12 protein-coding genes and 1 pseudogene are annotated in these 13,916 nt (G+C 61.7%); 9 read left to right on the top strand and 4 right to left on the bottom strand.

Annotated elements, in window-relative coordinates:
• Positions 1 to 18: 18 nt before the first annotated feature.
• From THECO_RS16285 to THECO_RS16275, 3 genes are all read left to right on the top strand, one after another.
• Positions 19 to 1,110, top strand: a complete 1,092-nt coding sequence (locus THECO_RS16285; protein WP_015256130.1) for an ABC transporter substrate-binding protein — start codon at positions 19 to 21, stop codon at positions 1,108 to 1,110.
• 65 nt (positions 1,111 to 1,175) lie between these two features.
• The gene (locus tag THECO_RS16280) at positions 1,176 to 2,099 is read left to right on the top strand and encodes an ABC transporter permease (protein ID WP_015256129.1); all 924 of its coding nucleotides are present in this window, start codon (positions 1,176 to 1,178) and stop codon (positions 2,097 to 2,099) included.
• On the top strand, positions 2,099 to 2,893 hold the full coding sequence (locus THECO_RS16275) for an ABC transporter ATP-binding protein (protein ID WP_015256128.1): 795 nt from the start codon (positions 2,099 to 2,101) through the stop codon (positions 2,891 to 2,893). The genes THECO_RS16280 and THECO_RS16275 overlap by 1 nt, the downstream gene beginning before the upstream one ends.
• Before the next feature lie 98 nt (positions 2,894 to 2,991).
• Here THECO_RS16275 and THECO_RS16270 read toward each other — a convergent pair whose 3' ends face one another.
• The 3 genes from THECO_RS16270 to THECO_RS16260 all read right to left on the bottom strand — a co-directional run bounded on the left by THECO_RS16270 (position 2,992) and on the right by THECO_RS16260 (position 6,168).
• Positions 2,992 to 3,816 carry a carbohydrate ABC transporter permease gene (locus tag THECO_RS16270; protein ID WP_015256127.1) on the bottom strand — a complete coding sequence of 275 codons (825 nt, stop codon included), beginning with the start codon at positions 3,814 to 3,816 and terminating at the stop codon, positions 2,992 to 2,994.
• The gene (locus tag THECO_RS16265; protein WP_015256126.1) at positions 3,813 to 4,727 is read right to left on the bottom strand and encodes a carbohydrate ABC transporter permease; all 915 of its coding nucleotides are present in this window, start codon (positions 4,725 to 4,727) and stop codon (positions 3,813 to 3,815) included. The genes THECO_RS16270 and THECO_RS16265 overlap by 4 nt, the downstream gene beginning before the upstream one ends.
• 103 nt (positions 4,728 to 4,830) lie before the next feature.
• Positions 4,831 to 6,168 (bottom strand): ABC transporter substrate-binding protein, encoded by a 1,338-nt coding sequence (locus THECO_RS16260; RefSeq protein ID WP_015256125.1) that lies wholly within the window; start codon positions 6,166 to 6,168, stop codon positions 4,831 to 4,833.
• Between the two features lie 170 nt (positions 6,169 to 6,338).
• On the opposite strand from THECO_RS16260, the gene THECO_RS16255 reads away from it, so the two are divergent.
• From THECO_RS16255 to THECO_RS22605, 4 genes and pseudogenes are all read left to right on the top strand, one after another.
• A complete protein-coding gene (locus tag THECO_RS16255) occupies positions 6,339 to 7,886 on the top strand; it encodes a helix-turn-helix domain-containing protein (protein ID WP_015256124.1) in 1,548 nt (515 codons plus the stop codon).
• Positions 7,883 to 9,634 (top strand): sensor histidine kinase, encoded by a 1,752-nt coding sequence (locus THECO_RS16250; RefSeq protein WP_015256123.1) that lies wholly within the window; start codon positions 7,883 to 7,885, stop codon positions 9,632 to 9,634. Before THECO_RS16255 ends, THECO_RS16250 begins: the two co-directional genes overlap by 4 nt.
• Before the next feature lie 113 nt (positions 9,635 to 9,747).
• A complete protein-coding gene (locus THECO_RS21470) occupies positions 9,748 to 10,494 on the top strand; it encodes a hypothetical protein (protein ID WP_015256122.1) in 747 nt (248 codons plus the stop codon).
• Between the two features lie 265 nt (positions 10,495 to 10,759).
• Positions 10,760 to 11,237, top strand: a pseudogene (locus THECO_RS22605) (group II intron maturase-specific domain-containing protein); the annotation flags it as partial.
• A 79-nt stretch (positions 11,238 to 11,316) separates the two neighbouring features.
• Here THECO_RS22605 and THECO_RS16240 read toward each other — a convergent pair.
• Entirely contained in the window at positions 11,317 to 12,183 is an 867-nt protein-coding gene (locus THECO_RS16240; protein WP_015256121.1) for a YitT family protein, read from the bottom strand.
• Positions 12,184 to 12,354: 171 nt separating this feature from the next.
• Here THECO_RS16240 and THECO_RS16235 point away from each other — a divergent pair, with 171 nt between their 5' ends.
• Together THECO_RS16235 and THECO_RS16230 are read left to right on the top strand one after the other, a co-directional pair.
• Positions 12,355 to 12,744, top strand: coding sequence for a GntR family transcriptional regulator (locus tag THECO_RS16235; protein WP_015256120.1), 390 nt, complete (start codon positions 12,355 to 12,357; stop codon positions 12,742 to 12,744).
• A gap of 1 nt (position 12,745) precedes the next feature.
• The gene (locus THECO_RS16230) at positions 12,746 to 13,861 is read left to right on the top strand and encodes a DUF1648 domain-containing protein (protein WP_015256119.1); all 1,116 of its coding nucleotides are present in this window, start codon (positions 12,746 to 12,748) and stop codon (positions 13,859 to 13,861) included.
• Positions 13,862 to 13,916: the final 55 nt, after the last annotated feature.

Raw genomic sequence — 13,916 nt, 5'->3', positions numbered from 1 at the left:
GGCGAGGAGAAGTGGGATATGAGAAGAGCGGGGTACTTGTTATTGATCGGCCTGCTGGCCGTCATGCTGGCGGCTTGCGGTCAAGGCAAGAATGACAATGCCGGCGGCAACGCGGGAGGCAATTCGAATGCGTCCGGCGGCACGAACGCGGAACAGCCGGCCGGAAATGCGGAGCAACCGGACGGGGACGCGGAGCAGTCGTTCCGGATTGCGATCTCCCAGTATGTGGAGCATCCGTCGCTTGACGCAACCCGTGAAGGATTTATCGCGGCGCTGAAAGATGCCGGTCTCGAGGAAGGCGTCAACCTGACGATCGACTACAACAACGCGCAGGCGGACTCGACGAACAACCTGTCGATCGCGCAGAAGATCGCGGCGGACAAGAATGATCTGGTGCTGGCCATCGCGACGCCGTCCGCGCAATCCGTCGCCCAGATGGTGAAGGATACGCCGGTGCTGTTCGCTGCCGTAACCGATCCGCTGGCAGCCAAGCTTGTCGACAGCATGGAAGCGCCGAGCGGCAACGTCACGGGCGCCTCGGACACGAACCCGGCTGCCGTCCAGCAGCTCATGGACTTCATCGCCGAGCACTTCCCGGATGTCAAGACGGTCGGCATCATCATCAACGAAGGCGAGACGAACGCCGTCGTCATGGCCGAGAACGCCGAGCAGCAACTGGCGAAGCACGGCATCCAGGCGGTCAGAGCGGCAGTCGCGAACACTTCCGAAGTGAAACAGGCAGCCGAGTCGCTGGTCGGCCGCGCCGACGCGTTCTTCATCACGCTCGACAACACGGTCGTCAGCGGCGTCGATGCGGTCATCCAGGTCGCGAACGAGAATGACATTCCGTTCTTCTCCAGCGACCGCGATACGGTAGAGCGCGGCGCGTTTGCCACCGTCGGGTTCAAGTATTTCGACCACGGCTACCAGGCCGGACAGATGGCTGTCGAGATTCTGAAGAACGGCAAGAAACCGTCTGAACTCGCTGTCGCGCTTCCGGACAAACTCGATTTCATCCTGAACCTGAAGGCGGCTGCTGAGCAAGGCATCGACGTGACCGATGAGATGAAAGCAGTCGTGCAAGATCCGGAGAACAACATTATCGAGTAAAAGGACGACAACGGGAGTGAGCGGTCTTTCGTTCACTCCCTTCGTGTGTCAGGAGGACGAGCATCATGCAAGCAATTTGGACTTCGATGTCCGGATCGGTGGAGGCCGGGCTGCTGTACGCCCTGATGGCGCTCGGCGTCTACATCACGTTCCGGATTCTGGATTTCCCGGACCTTACGGTCGACGGCAGTTTCACGACCGGCGGGGCGATCGCCGCAGTGATGATCAACGCCGGCTATTCCCCGTGGCTCGCGACGGCGGCGGCGCTGGCCGGCGGGCTTGTTGCCGGCTCGCTTACGGGCCTGCTGCATGCGAAGGGCAAGATCAACGGCCTTCTGTCCGGCATTCTGATGATGATCGCGCTCTATTCGATCAATCTGCGCATTCTGGGCCGGCCCAACGTGTCGCTGCTGGGCATGGACACGATCTTCCCGCCGATTGAGCGGGACCGCAGATGGATGCTGCTGATCGTCATCGCGGTCGTGATTGTGATCATCAAACTGCTCATCGACTCGTTCCTCAAGACCGATCTGGGGCTTGCATTGCGGGCGACCGGGGACAATGCCAAAATGATCGGCAGCTTCGGGGCGAATACGGACACGACGAAAATCATCGGCGTCAGCCTGTCCAACGGGCTCGTGGCGCTGTCCGGCGCGGTCATCGCCATGCAGCAAGGGTTCGCCGACATCTCGATGGGGATCGGCATGATCGTCATCGGTCTGGCGTCCGTCATCATCGGCGAAGCGCTGTTCGGCGCGAAGACCGTCTTCCGCGCGACGCTGGCGGTCGTGCTCGGCTCGATCGTCTACCGGATCGTCGTGGCGCTCGCACTGCGCGTCGATTGGCTGGAATCGTCGGACGTCAAGCTGATCACGGCGGTCATCGTCATCATCGCCCTTGTGGTGCCGACGGCGTCGCGATCGTGGACGATGAAGAAGCAGGCCTACAAACGCTCTCGCGAGCTGGCGGGATCGGAGGCGGGACGCTGATGCTTCGTCTGACGAATATCTACAAGCTGTTCAATCCGGGTACCGTCGACGAGAAAACGGCGCTCGCCGGCATCAACCTGCAGCTCAATCCGGGCGACTTCGTGACCGTCATCGGGAGCAACGGCGCGGGCAAGTCGACGCTGATGAACATCATCTCCGGCGCGATGCGTCCGGACATGGGGGATGTGATGATCGACAACCAGAGCGTCACCCAGATGCCCGAGTTCAAGCGCAGCGCCTTCATCGGCCGCGTGTTTCAGGACCCGATGGCGGGCACCGCGCCGCGCATGACGATCGAAGAGAATCTGGCGATGGCCTACAAGCGGGGGCAGAGCCGCGGCCTCCGGTTCGGGGTGACCCGCCGGAGACGGGAGATGTTCCGCGAACAGCTCGCCCGGCTCGGCATCGGCCTCGAAAACCGGCTGCGCGCGAAAGTCGGCCTGCTGTCGGGCGGGGAGCGCCAGGCGCTCAGCCTGCTGATGGCGACGTTCACGAATCCGCGCATCCTGCTGCTGGACGAGCATACAGCGGCGCTCGACCCGGCCCGCGCGGATCTGATCACGCGACTGACGGAGACGATCGTGCGAGAGCAGCGGCTGACGACGCTGATGGTGACGCACAATATGGAACAGGCCATCCGGCTCGGCAACCGGCTCATCATGATGGACAAGGGCCGCATCATCCTGGACATCGATCCGGATAAGAAAAAGTCGCTCACCGTCGAGCGGCTGCTCGGCGAATTCGAACAAATCAGCGGCCATAAACTGTCCGATGACCGCATCGTCCTCGGGTGACCGGGACATGATCTCGTCCAAATCGTTCCTTGCCGTGACCGTCACGACCCTCGCGGGTCTGGCGGTCGCTTTTCTTTGAGGGAGAAGGCCGCGGGCGCCTAGCCTTTCACCGACCCGGCCGTCAGCCCGCGGATGAAACTTTTCGAGCCGAACGCGAACAGCATAAGCACCGGCAGCGTGCCGATCGACAGCCCGAGAATCTGCGCGGCGAGGTCGGTCCGGTACGCGTCGCCGAGCGTCGTGATGCTGAGCGGAATGGTATACAGATCCGGATTGTTGATGATGATAAGCGGAAGCAGATAGTTGTTCCAGGACCACAGGAACACGAGCAGCGACAGCGTCGTAACCGCCGGCATGATGAACGCGGGCACGATGCGGAAGAACAGCCCGAGATCCGAGCAGCCGTCGATCCGGGCGCTCTCGAGCACTTCGTTCGGCACGGCGCCCTTGATGAACTGCGTCATCCAGAAGACGCCGAACGCGTTGGCGATCCAGGGCAGGATGAGCGGCATCAGCGTGCCCGACAGGCCGAGGTGGCGCATTTCGATGACGTAGGCGACGATGCCGAGCTGCGACGGAATCATCATCGTCAGCAGGATGGCGGAGAAGATCAGGTTCTTGTGTTTGAAATCGTATTTGGCAAAGGCGAAACCCGCGAATGCGCTGACGAAGACGGAGAGCACCGTGCTTGCGGCCGACACGACGAAGCTGTTCCAGTAGGCCAGATCAAAACGGCTCGCCGCCACCGTCTTGAAGTTCTCGATCAGATAGCTGCCCGGCAACAGGACGATCTTGCGAAACAGATCCTCGTTCACATGCGTGCCCATGATGATCATGATGTAGAACGGCAGCAGCGAGAACAGGGAGAGCAGCGCGATGCCCGTCGTGGCGAGTATCGAGCGCAGCGTCATGTTCATCTTCATTCCGCATCCCCCTTGTACAGTCTCACGCCGAGGAACGAGAACAGCGCGATGATGAGACAGAGCCCCCAGGCGATCGCGGCGCCGAGGCCGTAGCGCGTCGTGCTGCCGAACGCCGTGTCGTACATGTTCCAGACGGCCGTCAGGCAGCAGCGGTCCGGTCCGCCGATGACGGCGGATGACGACCCCATGCCGGAGCCGGTCAGCAGCAGCATCGGTTCCTCGAGTAGCTGGAACCCGCCGATGATGCCCGTGATGACGATGAACATCGTGACGGGCCGGAGCAGCGGCAAGGTGATCGAGAAGAAGGCGCGCAGGCCCGTCGCCCCGTCCACCTGGGCCGCCTCGAGCAAGTCCTTCGGAATGTTCGCCAGCCCGGCCAGGTAGAAGATCATCGTGTAGCCGAACCCTTTCCAGACGAGCATCAGGATGATGACCATCCGCGCATAGAACGCCTCGCCGAGCCAGTAGATCGCTTCGTCGATGAAGCCGAAATGCAATAGCAGCTTGTTCACGACGCCGGCCTGCCAGTCGAACAGCAGGTTGAACATGAGGCCGATCGCGACCGGCGTGACGATATACGGCATGAAATTGACGAGCTGGAAGAACGCCCGCCCTTTCACCGCGCGGCTGTAGAGCAGCGTCGCGATGACGAGGCCGAGGACGATCTGCAGCGGCAGCGAGACAGCGACGAAGAGCAGCGTGTTGCCGATCGACTTGAAGAAGTAGGAATTCGGATTGAACAGATGCAGGTAGTTGTCCAGCCCGATGAACGTTTTGTCCCGGATGCCGTCCCAGTCGGTCAGGCTGACATAGAACGAGAAAATGATCGGGAACAGCCCGAAAGCCGCGTAGAACAACAGATACGGCGAGAGAAACAGATACGGCATCCGCCTGCGTTTGGCCGCTTCCATGCTCCACCCTCCTGGCGCGTGGGATTCCGGACGGACCCGGCCGGTCCGCCGGGGATGGCGACGCGCGGCCGCATCCGCGAGCCGCGCGCCTGTCATGCTTGGGTCAGTTGATGACGATGTTGGCGTTCTTCGCTTTCAGTTCCTGTTCAATGCGCGCCATCGCATCCTCCAGGCCGAAGCTGCTGTCCTTCGCCAGCGTCTGGATGATGATGGCCATCGCTTCGTCGAGCAGCGAATCGTTCAGGTTCTCCGGCACGTCGGTCGTGACATTCGAGATGTCCACGAAGAACTTCTTGCCGATATCCTGATTTCCGAAGTTGCGCCAGTTCCACTTCGTAAACTCCGGATCTTCATAGGCCGGCTTGTAGTGCGTGTAAACCCCGTCCGTCTTCTGCGCTTCCGCGCCTTCCTGCGACATGGACGTGAACTCGATCCATTTCCACGCCAGTTCGGCGTTCTTCGCGCCCTTCGGGATGCCGTGGGAAGAGCCGCCCCGGATGAATCCGCCGCCCGGCGCGACCATCAACGCCCAGCGGTCGTCCGCCGGGTCGTTCGGACCGATGACGTATTGCGGCATCCAGACCGGCGAGACCGCGAACATGTAGTCGCTTGTGGCGAACGAGGCGTTCCACGCCGGCGTCCATTGGTCCAGTTTGCCGACGATGCCGGAGTCACGGAATTTGACGAGCAGGGCGACGCGTTCCCGCACGACGTCCGTATTCATCGTATCGCCGTCGAAGAACGGCTCGGACCGCTGCCCCTTCAGAATGTCCCATACGCCGCCGAGGCTCGGGAACATGAGCACTTTGCCGCCGCTCTTCTGCACGACCTCCTGCCCTTTCGCGATGAACGTGTTCCAGTCCGGAAGCAGCTTTTCCATCTCTTCCGGATTGTCCGTGCCGAAATGTTCCCGCGCCAGCTCCTTGATGTAGGCGATGCCCGAGACGCTCATGTCGTCCGGTATGGCGACCATGTGCCCGTTCATCGAGAAGGCCGCGATGTCATACTCGAACAGCACCGACAGATCGGCATTGAACGGCACAGCCTCGAGGTTCTGCAGGATGTCCATGTCGAAGATTTTCGCCTTCTGGCCGCGTTCGATCCGGATGACGTCCGGAAGCTCGCCGCCGGATGCGATCGTCGTCTGCAGTTTCTTCGGGACGTCTTCCGCCGCCACTTCCACGCGTTTCAGTTTGATGCCCGGATATTTCCGGTAGAAGGCTTCGAGAGCGATCGGATGCTCCGGCTCCCACGTCCAGAGCACGAATTCCCCCTTCAGTTCACCCGAGCCGCCGGAAACTTCCCCGGAACTTCCTCCGGAATTCCCGCCGGCACCGTCGTCTCCGCCCTTGCCGCCGCTTCCGCCGCCGCATCCGGCGAGCAGGCCGGCCAGCAACGAGAGAACGGCAAGCAGAGGGAGTAAGCGCTTACGAATGGTCATGTGAACGGCATCCTCCTTTATCGGTGTGCATCGGGATGGTTCGTGCCTCCCACTATACACGGGTCCGGCAAAGGGCGTAAATACGCCGATTCTGCAATCTTGGTCGGAATTCTGCACTCCGCTTGCCTCGCTTCCGGATGCTTCATGTATAATCGGAGGCAAAGAATGCCATGGATGCGGGAGTGATGCGGATGCGGCCGATGCGCGTTCTCATTGTGGATGACGAGCGGATCACGCTGGATCATGTGCAGACGCTCATCCCCTGGGAGTCGCACGGGTATGAGATCGCCGGGACGGCGACGAACGGGAAGCGCGCGCTCGCCATGTGCCTCGAGCTCAGGCCGCACATTGCCATCGTCGACATCCGCATGCCGATCATGGACGGGCTGGAGCTGATCCGGGCCGCGGCGGAGCGGAACGCGGGGATCCGGTTCATTGTCATGAGTGCCTATGCGGATTTCGAATATGCGCGGCAGGCGCTGACGCTCGGATGCGTGTCGGGCTATCTGGTGAAGTACGAACTGGACGAGGCGCGGCTGCTGGAAGAGCTGGCGAAAGCGCGGGCGGCCTGGGAAGCGGACGAGGCGAGGCGGGCCGCCGAGCGGTCCGAGCGCCTGCGGGAGGCCGTGCTGGGCAGACGGTTCCCGGACGCGCCGGGATCGGTCTACGGGGTGGTGCTGCTGCAGGCGGACCGGCCATTCGCCAGCGTGCCGCATGTCCCCGAACCGTCCGGACCGGGGGGAGGGCTTGCACTTCCCGAAGCGGAAATTCCGCAGGCCGTCTCCGGCTGGGAACGGATCGGCGCGTTCACGGCGGGTACGGGCCGGCTGGCCGTGCTGTTCAGCGGTCCGCGCGGTCTGTCGCGGGAATCGCTCCGCACGGCGGCCGCCGCCGTGCGGACGCGCGCGGCCGGACGCCTCGGCTCCGGCGTCTCCTGCTTCCATGCCGCAAGCAGCGGCGGAGGGGCCGCTCTCCGGGATGCGCTCGGCAAGGCCATCGAGGCGGCCCGGCACGCGGTGTTCTGCGGCTGTCAGGCGGTCGTGGACGCGGATGCCGTGCCGGTGCCGTATCCGGCGCGGCGGGCGGGCTCATGCGCGGGCGGCGTCCGGCTCGATGAGCTGGCGCATGGCCTGAACAGCCGTCATCCCGAGCTGATTGAAAGCGCTGTCATAAGCTTGTTCGAACGCCTGAAGACGCCGGAATGGGATTTGCCGGGCTTGTACGAGACGGTCCACATCCTGACGCGCCTGTACAACGAGCGCCGGACCGCCGCCGGCCTGCCGGAGGAAGATCCGCTTGCCGCGCACGCCGTGGGGCCGGCCTTCCGCATCGAAGATATCGCGCGCGCCTTCGCCGCGGCGTTCGCGCAGACGGCCGGCAGCGGGGAGAACCGGCTGTCCGGCAAGCTGCGCAAGGCGATCGGGCATATCCGCGCCCACTATGCGGAAGATCTGCGCATCGAGGATACCGCCCGCGCTGTCGGCATCAGCGCCTCGTATCTGCATCACCTGTTCAAGCGCGAACTTGGCCGGACGTATCTTGATGTGCTCACGGAAATTCGCATTGAGCAGGCGAAGCGCATCCTGCGAGAAGAAGACGCGAAGATGGCGGATATCAGCGGGCGCGTCGGCTATCGCTCGCCGCAGCACTTCAGCCGAATGTTCAAGCGCGTGACCGGCCTGCTGCCCCATCAGTTTCGGGAGGAGTGCCTGCCGTGAAGCGTCTGCGGTCGGTCATTCTGCAGCGGATCGTCCTGACGGCGTGCGTCAATTTTGTCATTTCGGGCATGTTCACGTACTTCTTCTTCGAATACATTCTGAAGGATCAGATGATCCAGGAAGATCGGGCGCAACTCGCCCAGACGGCGCGCCAGCTGGAGTACATGTCGGATGATATCGCCAACTTCGCGTTCACGCTGATCATTTCGGAACCGGTGCAGTCTTTTTTCAAAACGTACAACGACTTGCCGATCTACGATCAGTTCGCGTTGTTCGACCGCACGATGGATCATCTGGACAGCTACCGCGGCTTGCGAAAGGAGGTTGCAAGTTTCGCGCTCGTGCTGCCGGACGGCCAGACGTTCTGGAGCGAGGCGGGGTATGACGACTATTTTGCCGGGAAATTGCAGGAACCGTGGTATGCCAACTTCGTTCGCTCCGGCGCGCAGTTCGCGTTGACCGTGCCGCACCGGATGCTGCTGACGGCGAGTGCTTACGAGGAGAGCGAGATGATCAGCTTCATCGTGGCGGTGCGCGACATTGCGCAGCCGAACCGGGAGATCGGCAAGTTCATCGTCAACCTTGATTACAGCCATTTTCGGGAACTGCTCGATTACGGCAGCGAAGGGTTCGAAGGCCTCGTCTGGCTGAACGACGCCGGCGATGTGCTGTATGCGCGCGGCGAAATCGGAGCGGCCGCCGGCATCTTCGCGGACACTTCCGATGCCGGAGAGCGGTTCGAGCGGGATGGCGCGGTCGTGCTGGTCGACAAGTTCGAGAAGCAGAACTGGAAGCTGGCCGCCGTCATCGACAAGGGCGCGCTGCTGATTCGGGGACGGGTGGTCATCTACCTGCTCGTCGTGTTCTCGCTGGTCAGCATGGCGCTGAACCTGCTGCTCATGATGCCGGCCATTCTCCGCATGTCCAGGCCGATTCTCAGGCTGTACCAGGCGATGAATACCGTCTCCAGCGGCAATCTGCTAGTCTCCGTCGACATCCGCACGGGAGACGAGCTGGAGCGGCTCGGGCAGGGGTTCAACCGGATGGTCCGCGAGCTGCGCGTCCATCTGGAGGAATCGATCCGCCACGAGCAGGAGAAAAGGGAGCTGGAACTCCATCTGCTGCTGTCCCAGTTGAACCCGCATTTCGTCTACAACACGCTGAATGCGGTGATCTATATGGCGCGCAGAGGGAGAAATGACGACATCGTGCAGATGGTCGGCTCCTTCATCCGCCTGCTGCAGGATGCCGCCCGCACGGGCAGCGAGCACGCGCTCGTGACACTGCGCGAAGAAATTGCGCTGCTCAAGGACTATGTCGCGATTCAGGCGTACCGCTATACGGACCTGTTCGAGGTCGAGTGGCAGCTCGACGAGCGGGCGATGGACGGCCTGGTGCCCCGGCACCTGCTCCAGCCGCTGGTCGAGAACGCGATCTTCCACGGCATCTGTCCGGACGAGGACGGGCATGGCACGATCCGCATTTCGGCGGTTTGCGCGGACGATCATACGCTGGTCATCCGCGTGGAGGACGACGGCGTCGGCATCGAGGCGGAGCGGCTCGCCGAAGTGCTGGAGCGGCCGCCGGCGCGAAGCGGGAGCGGGATGCGGCATATCGGGCTCGCGAATACGCGCCAGCGGCTGCGGCATCTGTACGGCGGGCGGGCGGAGCTGCGCATCGACAGTGTGCCGGGGCAGGGCACGGCGGTGATCGTGGAGCTGCCGCTGCAGGCGGAGCGTTCGGCATGAAGGTGAAGCCGGCGCTGCAGGTGACCGCAGGGCCGGAAGGCGGCGCTTGCGATTCCGGGACCGGCGCGCGATAATGGAGCAAGGTAATGACAACGGACGAGAAGGAGGACGGCATGGAACCGTTCGAACGCAGCAGGCTGCTGCTCAAGCTGATGCTGGTGCTGGCCCGGGACCGGCGCGCGATGCAGGGGCGGATACAGACCACGGGGTTTGTGAGAGAATATGGAGAGCTGCCGCCGGATCTGGGCGTGGCGACGCTGGGCAGGCTCAACAATGGCGAGATCGCCGCGCTGGCGGACAGCGTCGGCATTCGGCCCGCGCCGGCCGGCGCGAAGTGCGACATCTTCATGAACGGAATGGGATACCGAATCGAATCGCTGGCGGCGCATCCACCGGTGATCGTGCAGGATGTGGAGCCGGACGGGCTGGCGGAAGCATGCCGATGGGCCGGCATCCCGGCGGACCGGCTGGAAGAGCGGCTTGAAGCTTGCCGGCGGCTGCAGGAACAGCGGGTCCGGCAAGCCGCGCGAGAGCGGCATGATCCGGGGGCTGGACCGGCGGCCGAAACGGCGGATGCGGGCGAATTCCGGATCGCGGATCCGGCGTCGCCGCTGAAGGATGATCGGGAGTGGCTTGCGCCGCTCGTCGAGTATTTCTGGTTCACCGGGTCGGAGCACGGCAAGTCGCATTTTCCTGCGGATTACTTGCTGGATTATGACGATCCGCTCAACATGAACACATGGCGGACGTTCGACAAGCGCCATGCGCTCGAGGCGGTGTGGGAGCGCCTGGCAATCCGCGTCGCGGCGGCCGGGCGGGATGGCGCGGTGCGGGAGACCGTGCGGATTCGCATCGTCTGACCGGCAATCAAGTGCAAAAATGCACCACATTTCGCTCGTCAAATGCCGGAAGGCTTGATAGGGTGCAGATTTGCACCACATTTCACCGAATGCCCGCAAAATGATCCGGATAGAGTGCAAAAATGCACCACGCCGGAATCGTGCCTTCATACGGTCCATGCCCGCAGCAGAAAAGGCTTCGTTCCCATCGGGAGCGAAGCCTTTGCCGCAGTACGCCCGGCATAGGCGTCATCTCTACGGTGAAAGTCCGGAATGGGGGCTGGCAAGCGCGGTGGATCGGCCGTGGAAGAGGAGGTTCCTTGGATTCAGCTTTCTTCCCGATCGGGAAGCGACCATCCGGTTGGCTCCGAAGACGGTCGAGCGCTTCAAGAGTCGCATCAGAGAGCTGACCTCCGGAACCCGGCCCGTCTCCATGGATCAACGAATTCGGGAATTGAACCAGTACATGGTGGGCTGGATTGGACACTTCCGACTGGCTTCGGCGAAAACGCACTGCACGACGTTCGACCAATGGATTCGCCGACGGCTGCGCATGTGTCTGTGGAAGCAATGGAAACGGGTACGGACACGTCAACGTGTAACTCCGGGCGTTGAGTGTGCCGGAATACTTCGTCCATATCATGGCTAATTCTCGCCGTGGCCCATGGGAAATGTCCCGCAACCTAAACAATGCCCTTGACACCCGCTATTGGCGGTCGCAAGGGCTTGTCAGTCTGCTTGATCGCTATATGGCGTTTCGTTAACCTTTCGGAACCGCCGTATGCGGACCTGCATGTACGGTGGTGTGAGAGATCGGGGGCTAGCCGCCCCCTCCTACTCGATTTAATGCGCCGCCTTCTTTCTGAAGTTGCTGCCGGAGACGTCCGCGACGTTCTCGATTGCAATGACGGCCTTCGGATCGAGCTCGTGTACAGTTTCGCGCAGATCGCTGAGTTCGATCCGGCTGACGATGATGTAGATGATCTTCTTCGGTTCGCCCGTGAACGCCCCTTCGCCGTATATGTACGTCATGCCCCGGCCCAATTTCTTCGTCAAGGCCTGCGCGATCGGCTCCGGATTGTCCGAGATAATATTGACCGACTTCAATTCTTCGAGACCTTCGACGACGATGTCGATCATCTTGAAGGCGATGAAGTAGGTGATGATGGAGTACATGGCCGTCTCCAGGCTGAAGACGAGCAGCGCCGCCAGCAGGAAAATGAACACGTTGATGATCATGATGAACTGGCCGACGGAGACGGGTTTCTTCCTGCTGACCAGAATGGCGACAATTTCGGTGCCGTCCAGCGCGCCGCCGGTGCGGATGACGAGGCCCACGCCCGCGCCCAGAATGACCGCGCCGACGATGGTGGCCAGGAACATGTCGTGCGTGATCGGTTCAAAATGGTGCAGGTAAGCGGTGGTCGCCGAAAGAATGGCGACGCCGAACAGGGTATGGAACGTGAAGCGCAGCCCCATCTTGCGGAAGCCGATGTAAAGGAACGGAAGATTGAGTACCACGATAAAAATGCTCATCGGCAGACCGGACATTTTGGCCGCGATGATCGACAGGCCGATGACGCCGCCGTCCAGAATATCGTTCGGAACGAGAAACAGTTCGAGTCCGATTCCCGCGATGACGGCCCCGACGGCGATCATCAGAAGTTGCTGCGCCTCGTGCAGCAGCCGTTTCTTCTTCGCAACACCCATAAAAAATCAGCCCCATTGTAGTCTCGCCCGCGAACAAGCCCGAGCGTCAGCGGACATTCAAAATTATACACATAGAAAACGGCACATTCAAAACAGAAGAATTGCTTTACTTCTTATGAGACAACTGTTATATTACAAATAGAACAGTCATACAGAACGGAGGTGCCGGGCATGCTGATTCAAATTGATTATCAGTCGGATGTTCCGATCTATGTGCAGCTCACGAACCAGATCATCGAGGGAATGGCGTCCGGAGAGCTCAAGCCGGGCGAGCCGCTGCCGTCGGTGCGGGCGCTGGCTGCGGATCTGGGCATCAACCTGCACACCGTGAACAAGGCATACACCCATCTGAAGCAGGAAGGATTCATCCAGGTGCACCGGCAGCGCGGCGCGCTCGTCCGACCGGACCCGATGCCGCCGGCCGACGAAGCCTTCCGCAGCAGGCTCGAATCGCAGATGCGCCCGATCGTTGCCGAAGCGGTCTGCCGCCGGATGGACGAAGCCGATTTCCTTGACATGTGCAGACGCATCTACAGACATTTCACGAAGGAGGAATCCTGACATGAACGGCATCGGATTCGCATTGCTTGCAATTGTAACGCTGCCGCTCGGCGTGATCATCACGTGCATGCCGTACCTGACGCGGCGAACGGAAAGTTTCGGCGTATCAATCGAGGAGAAATATTTCGACGACCCCGAGATCAGCGCCATGCGCCGGACCTACGCGACCGTGACGGGGGCGGTCAGCCTGCTGGTCGTCATCGCTTCTCTGATTGCCGCCGCGAGACTGGACGAGGAGCAGCTCGGCTGGCTGCTGCCGGCGGCGGTGGGGGTCATGCTGGCAGTGCATCTGGCGCTGTACCTGCGGTTTCATTTCCGCATGCGGGCGATGAAGAAGCAGCGCGGCCTGGTGTCCGCCGGGATGCAGCAGACGGTCGTCGACACCGAATTTTACCGGGAGAAACGCGCCTACTCCATGGCCTGGTTCATTCCCCATCTGCTCGTCGCGGCCGCCACGGCCTGGATATGCATCGCCTATTACGATGACTTCTCGGACCGGATCGTCATGCAGTACGGCATGGACGGCACGCCGACGAACGTCGTGGACAAAAGTCCGGGAATCGTGCTCTTCCCGGTGTGGATTCAGCTCTTGATGATCGCCATTTTCGCCGTCGTGAACTACAGCATCTCCGCGAGCAAACAGCAGATCGACGCCGCCAATCCGCGCAATTCGCTGCGGCGCAACCTGATTTTCCGGCGCAAATGGTCCGCGTTCACCCTGGTGACGGGATTTCTGCTCATCGTCCTGTTCGGCTCGATTCCGCTGCAGCAGCTTCTCGGGTTTGACTTCAACGTCCAGCTGGCTTTCATCTTGTCGATTGTCATCATCACCCTGCTGTGGGCCGTCCGGCTCGGTTTCGTCACCGGGCAGGGCGGAAGCCGCATCCGGCTGCCGGAAGAGGCGCCCCCGGCCGCGGACGGCAAGGTGAACCGCGACGACGACAAATATTGGATTCTTGGACAATTCTACTTCAATCCCGACGACCCCGCGCTGTTCCTGGAGAAGCGGTTCGGCATCGGCTGGACGCTCAATTTTGCCCGCCCGCTCGCATGGATCATTTTCCTCGCGCCGATTCTGGTGGTCGCCTTGCTGGTCTATTTGGCGGAACGCGGATAGCCCGGAAAACGTATGTAGCAGTGTTGGCAGTCCGAGCAATACATGAACCATTACA

It is taken from the genome of Thermobacillus composti KWC4, from assembly GCF_000227705.2.
Taxonomy (GTDB): Bacteria; Bacillota; Bacilli; order Paenibacillales; family Paenibacillaceae; genus Thermobacillus; species Thermobacillus xylanilyticus.
Note: the sequence above shows the minus strand (reverse complement) of the source record. Positions and strands in the feature narration are given on the sequence as shown.

What these genes read in the sequence shown, in the direction of transcription:
- THECO_RS16285 (WP_015256130.1), top strand. Translation starts at nt 19, where the DNA reads ATGAGAAGAGCGGGGTACTTGTTATTGATCGGCCTGCTGGCCGTCATG.
- THECO_RS16280 (WP_015256129.1), top strand. Translation starts at nt 1,176, where the DNA reads ATGCAAGCAATTTGGACTTCGATGTCCGGATCGGTGGAGGCCGGGCTG.
- THECO_RS16275 (WP_015256128.1), top strand. Translation starts at nt 2,099, where the DNA reads ATGCTTCGTCTGACGAATATCTACAAGCTGTTCAATCCGGGTACCGTC.
- THECO_RS16270 (WP_015256127.1), bottom strand. Translation starts at nt 3,816, where the DNA reads ATGAAGATGAACATGACGCTGCGCTCGATACTCGCCACGACGGGCATC.
- THECO_RS16265 (WP_015256126.1), bottom strand. Translation starts at nt 4,727, where the DNA reads ATGGAAGCGGCCAAACGCAGGCGGATGCCGTATCTGTTTCTCTCGCCG.
- THECO_RS16260 (WP_015256125.1), bottom strand. Translation starts at nt 6,168, where the DNA reads ATGACCATTCGTAAGCGCTTACTCCCTCTGCTTGCCGTTCTCTCGTTG.
- THECO_RS16255 (WP_015256124.1), top strand. Translation starts at nt 6,339, where the DNA reads ATGGATGCGGGAGTGATGCGGATGCGGCCGATGCGCGTTCTCATTGTG.
- THECO_RS21470 (WP_015256122.1), top strand. Translation starts at nt 9,748, where the DNA reads ATGGAACCGTTCGAACGCAGCAGGCTGCTGCTCAAGCTGATGCTGGTG.
- THECO_RS16240 (WP_015256121.1), bottom strand. Translation starts at nt 12,183, where the DNA reads ATGGGTGTTGCGAAGAAGAAACGGCTGCTGCACGAGGCGCAGCAACTT.
- THECO_RS16235 (WP_015256120.1), top strand. Translation starts at nt 12,355, where the DNA reads ATGCTGATTCAAATTGATTATCAGTCGGATGTTCCGATCTATGTGCAG.
- THECO_RS16230 (WP_015256119.1), top strand. Translation starts at nt 12,746, where the DNA reads ATGAACGGCATCGGATTCGCATTGCTTGCAATTGTAACGCTGCCGCTC.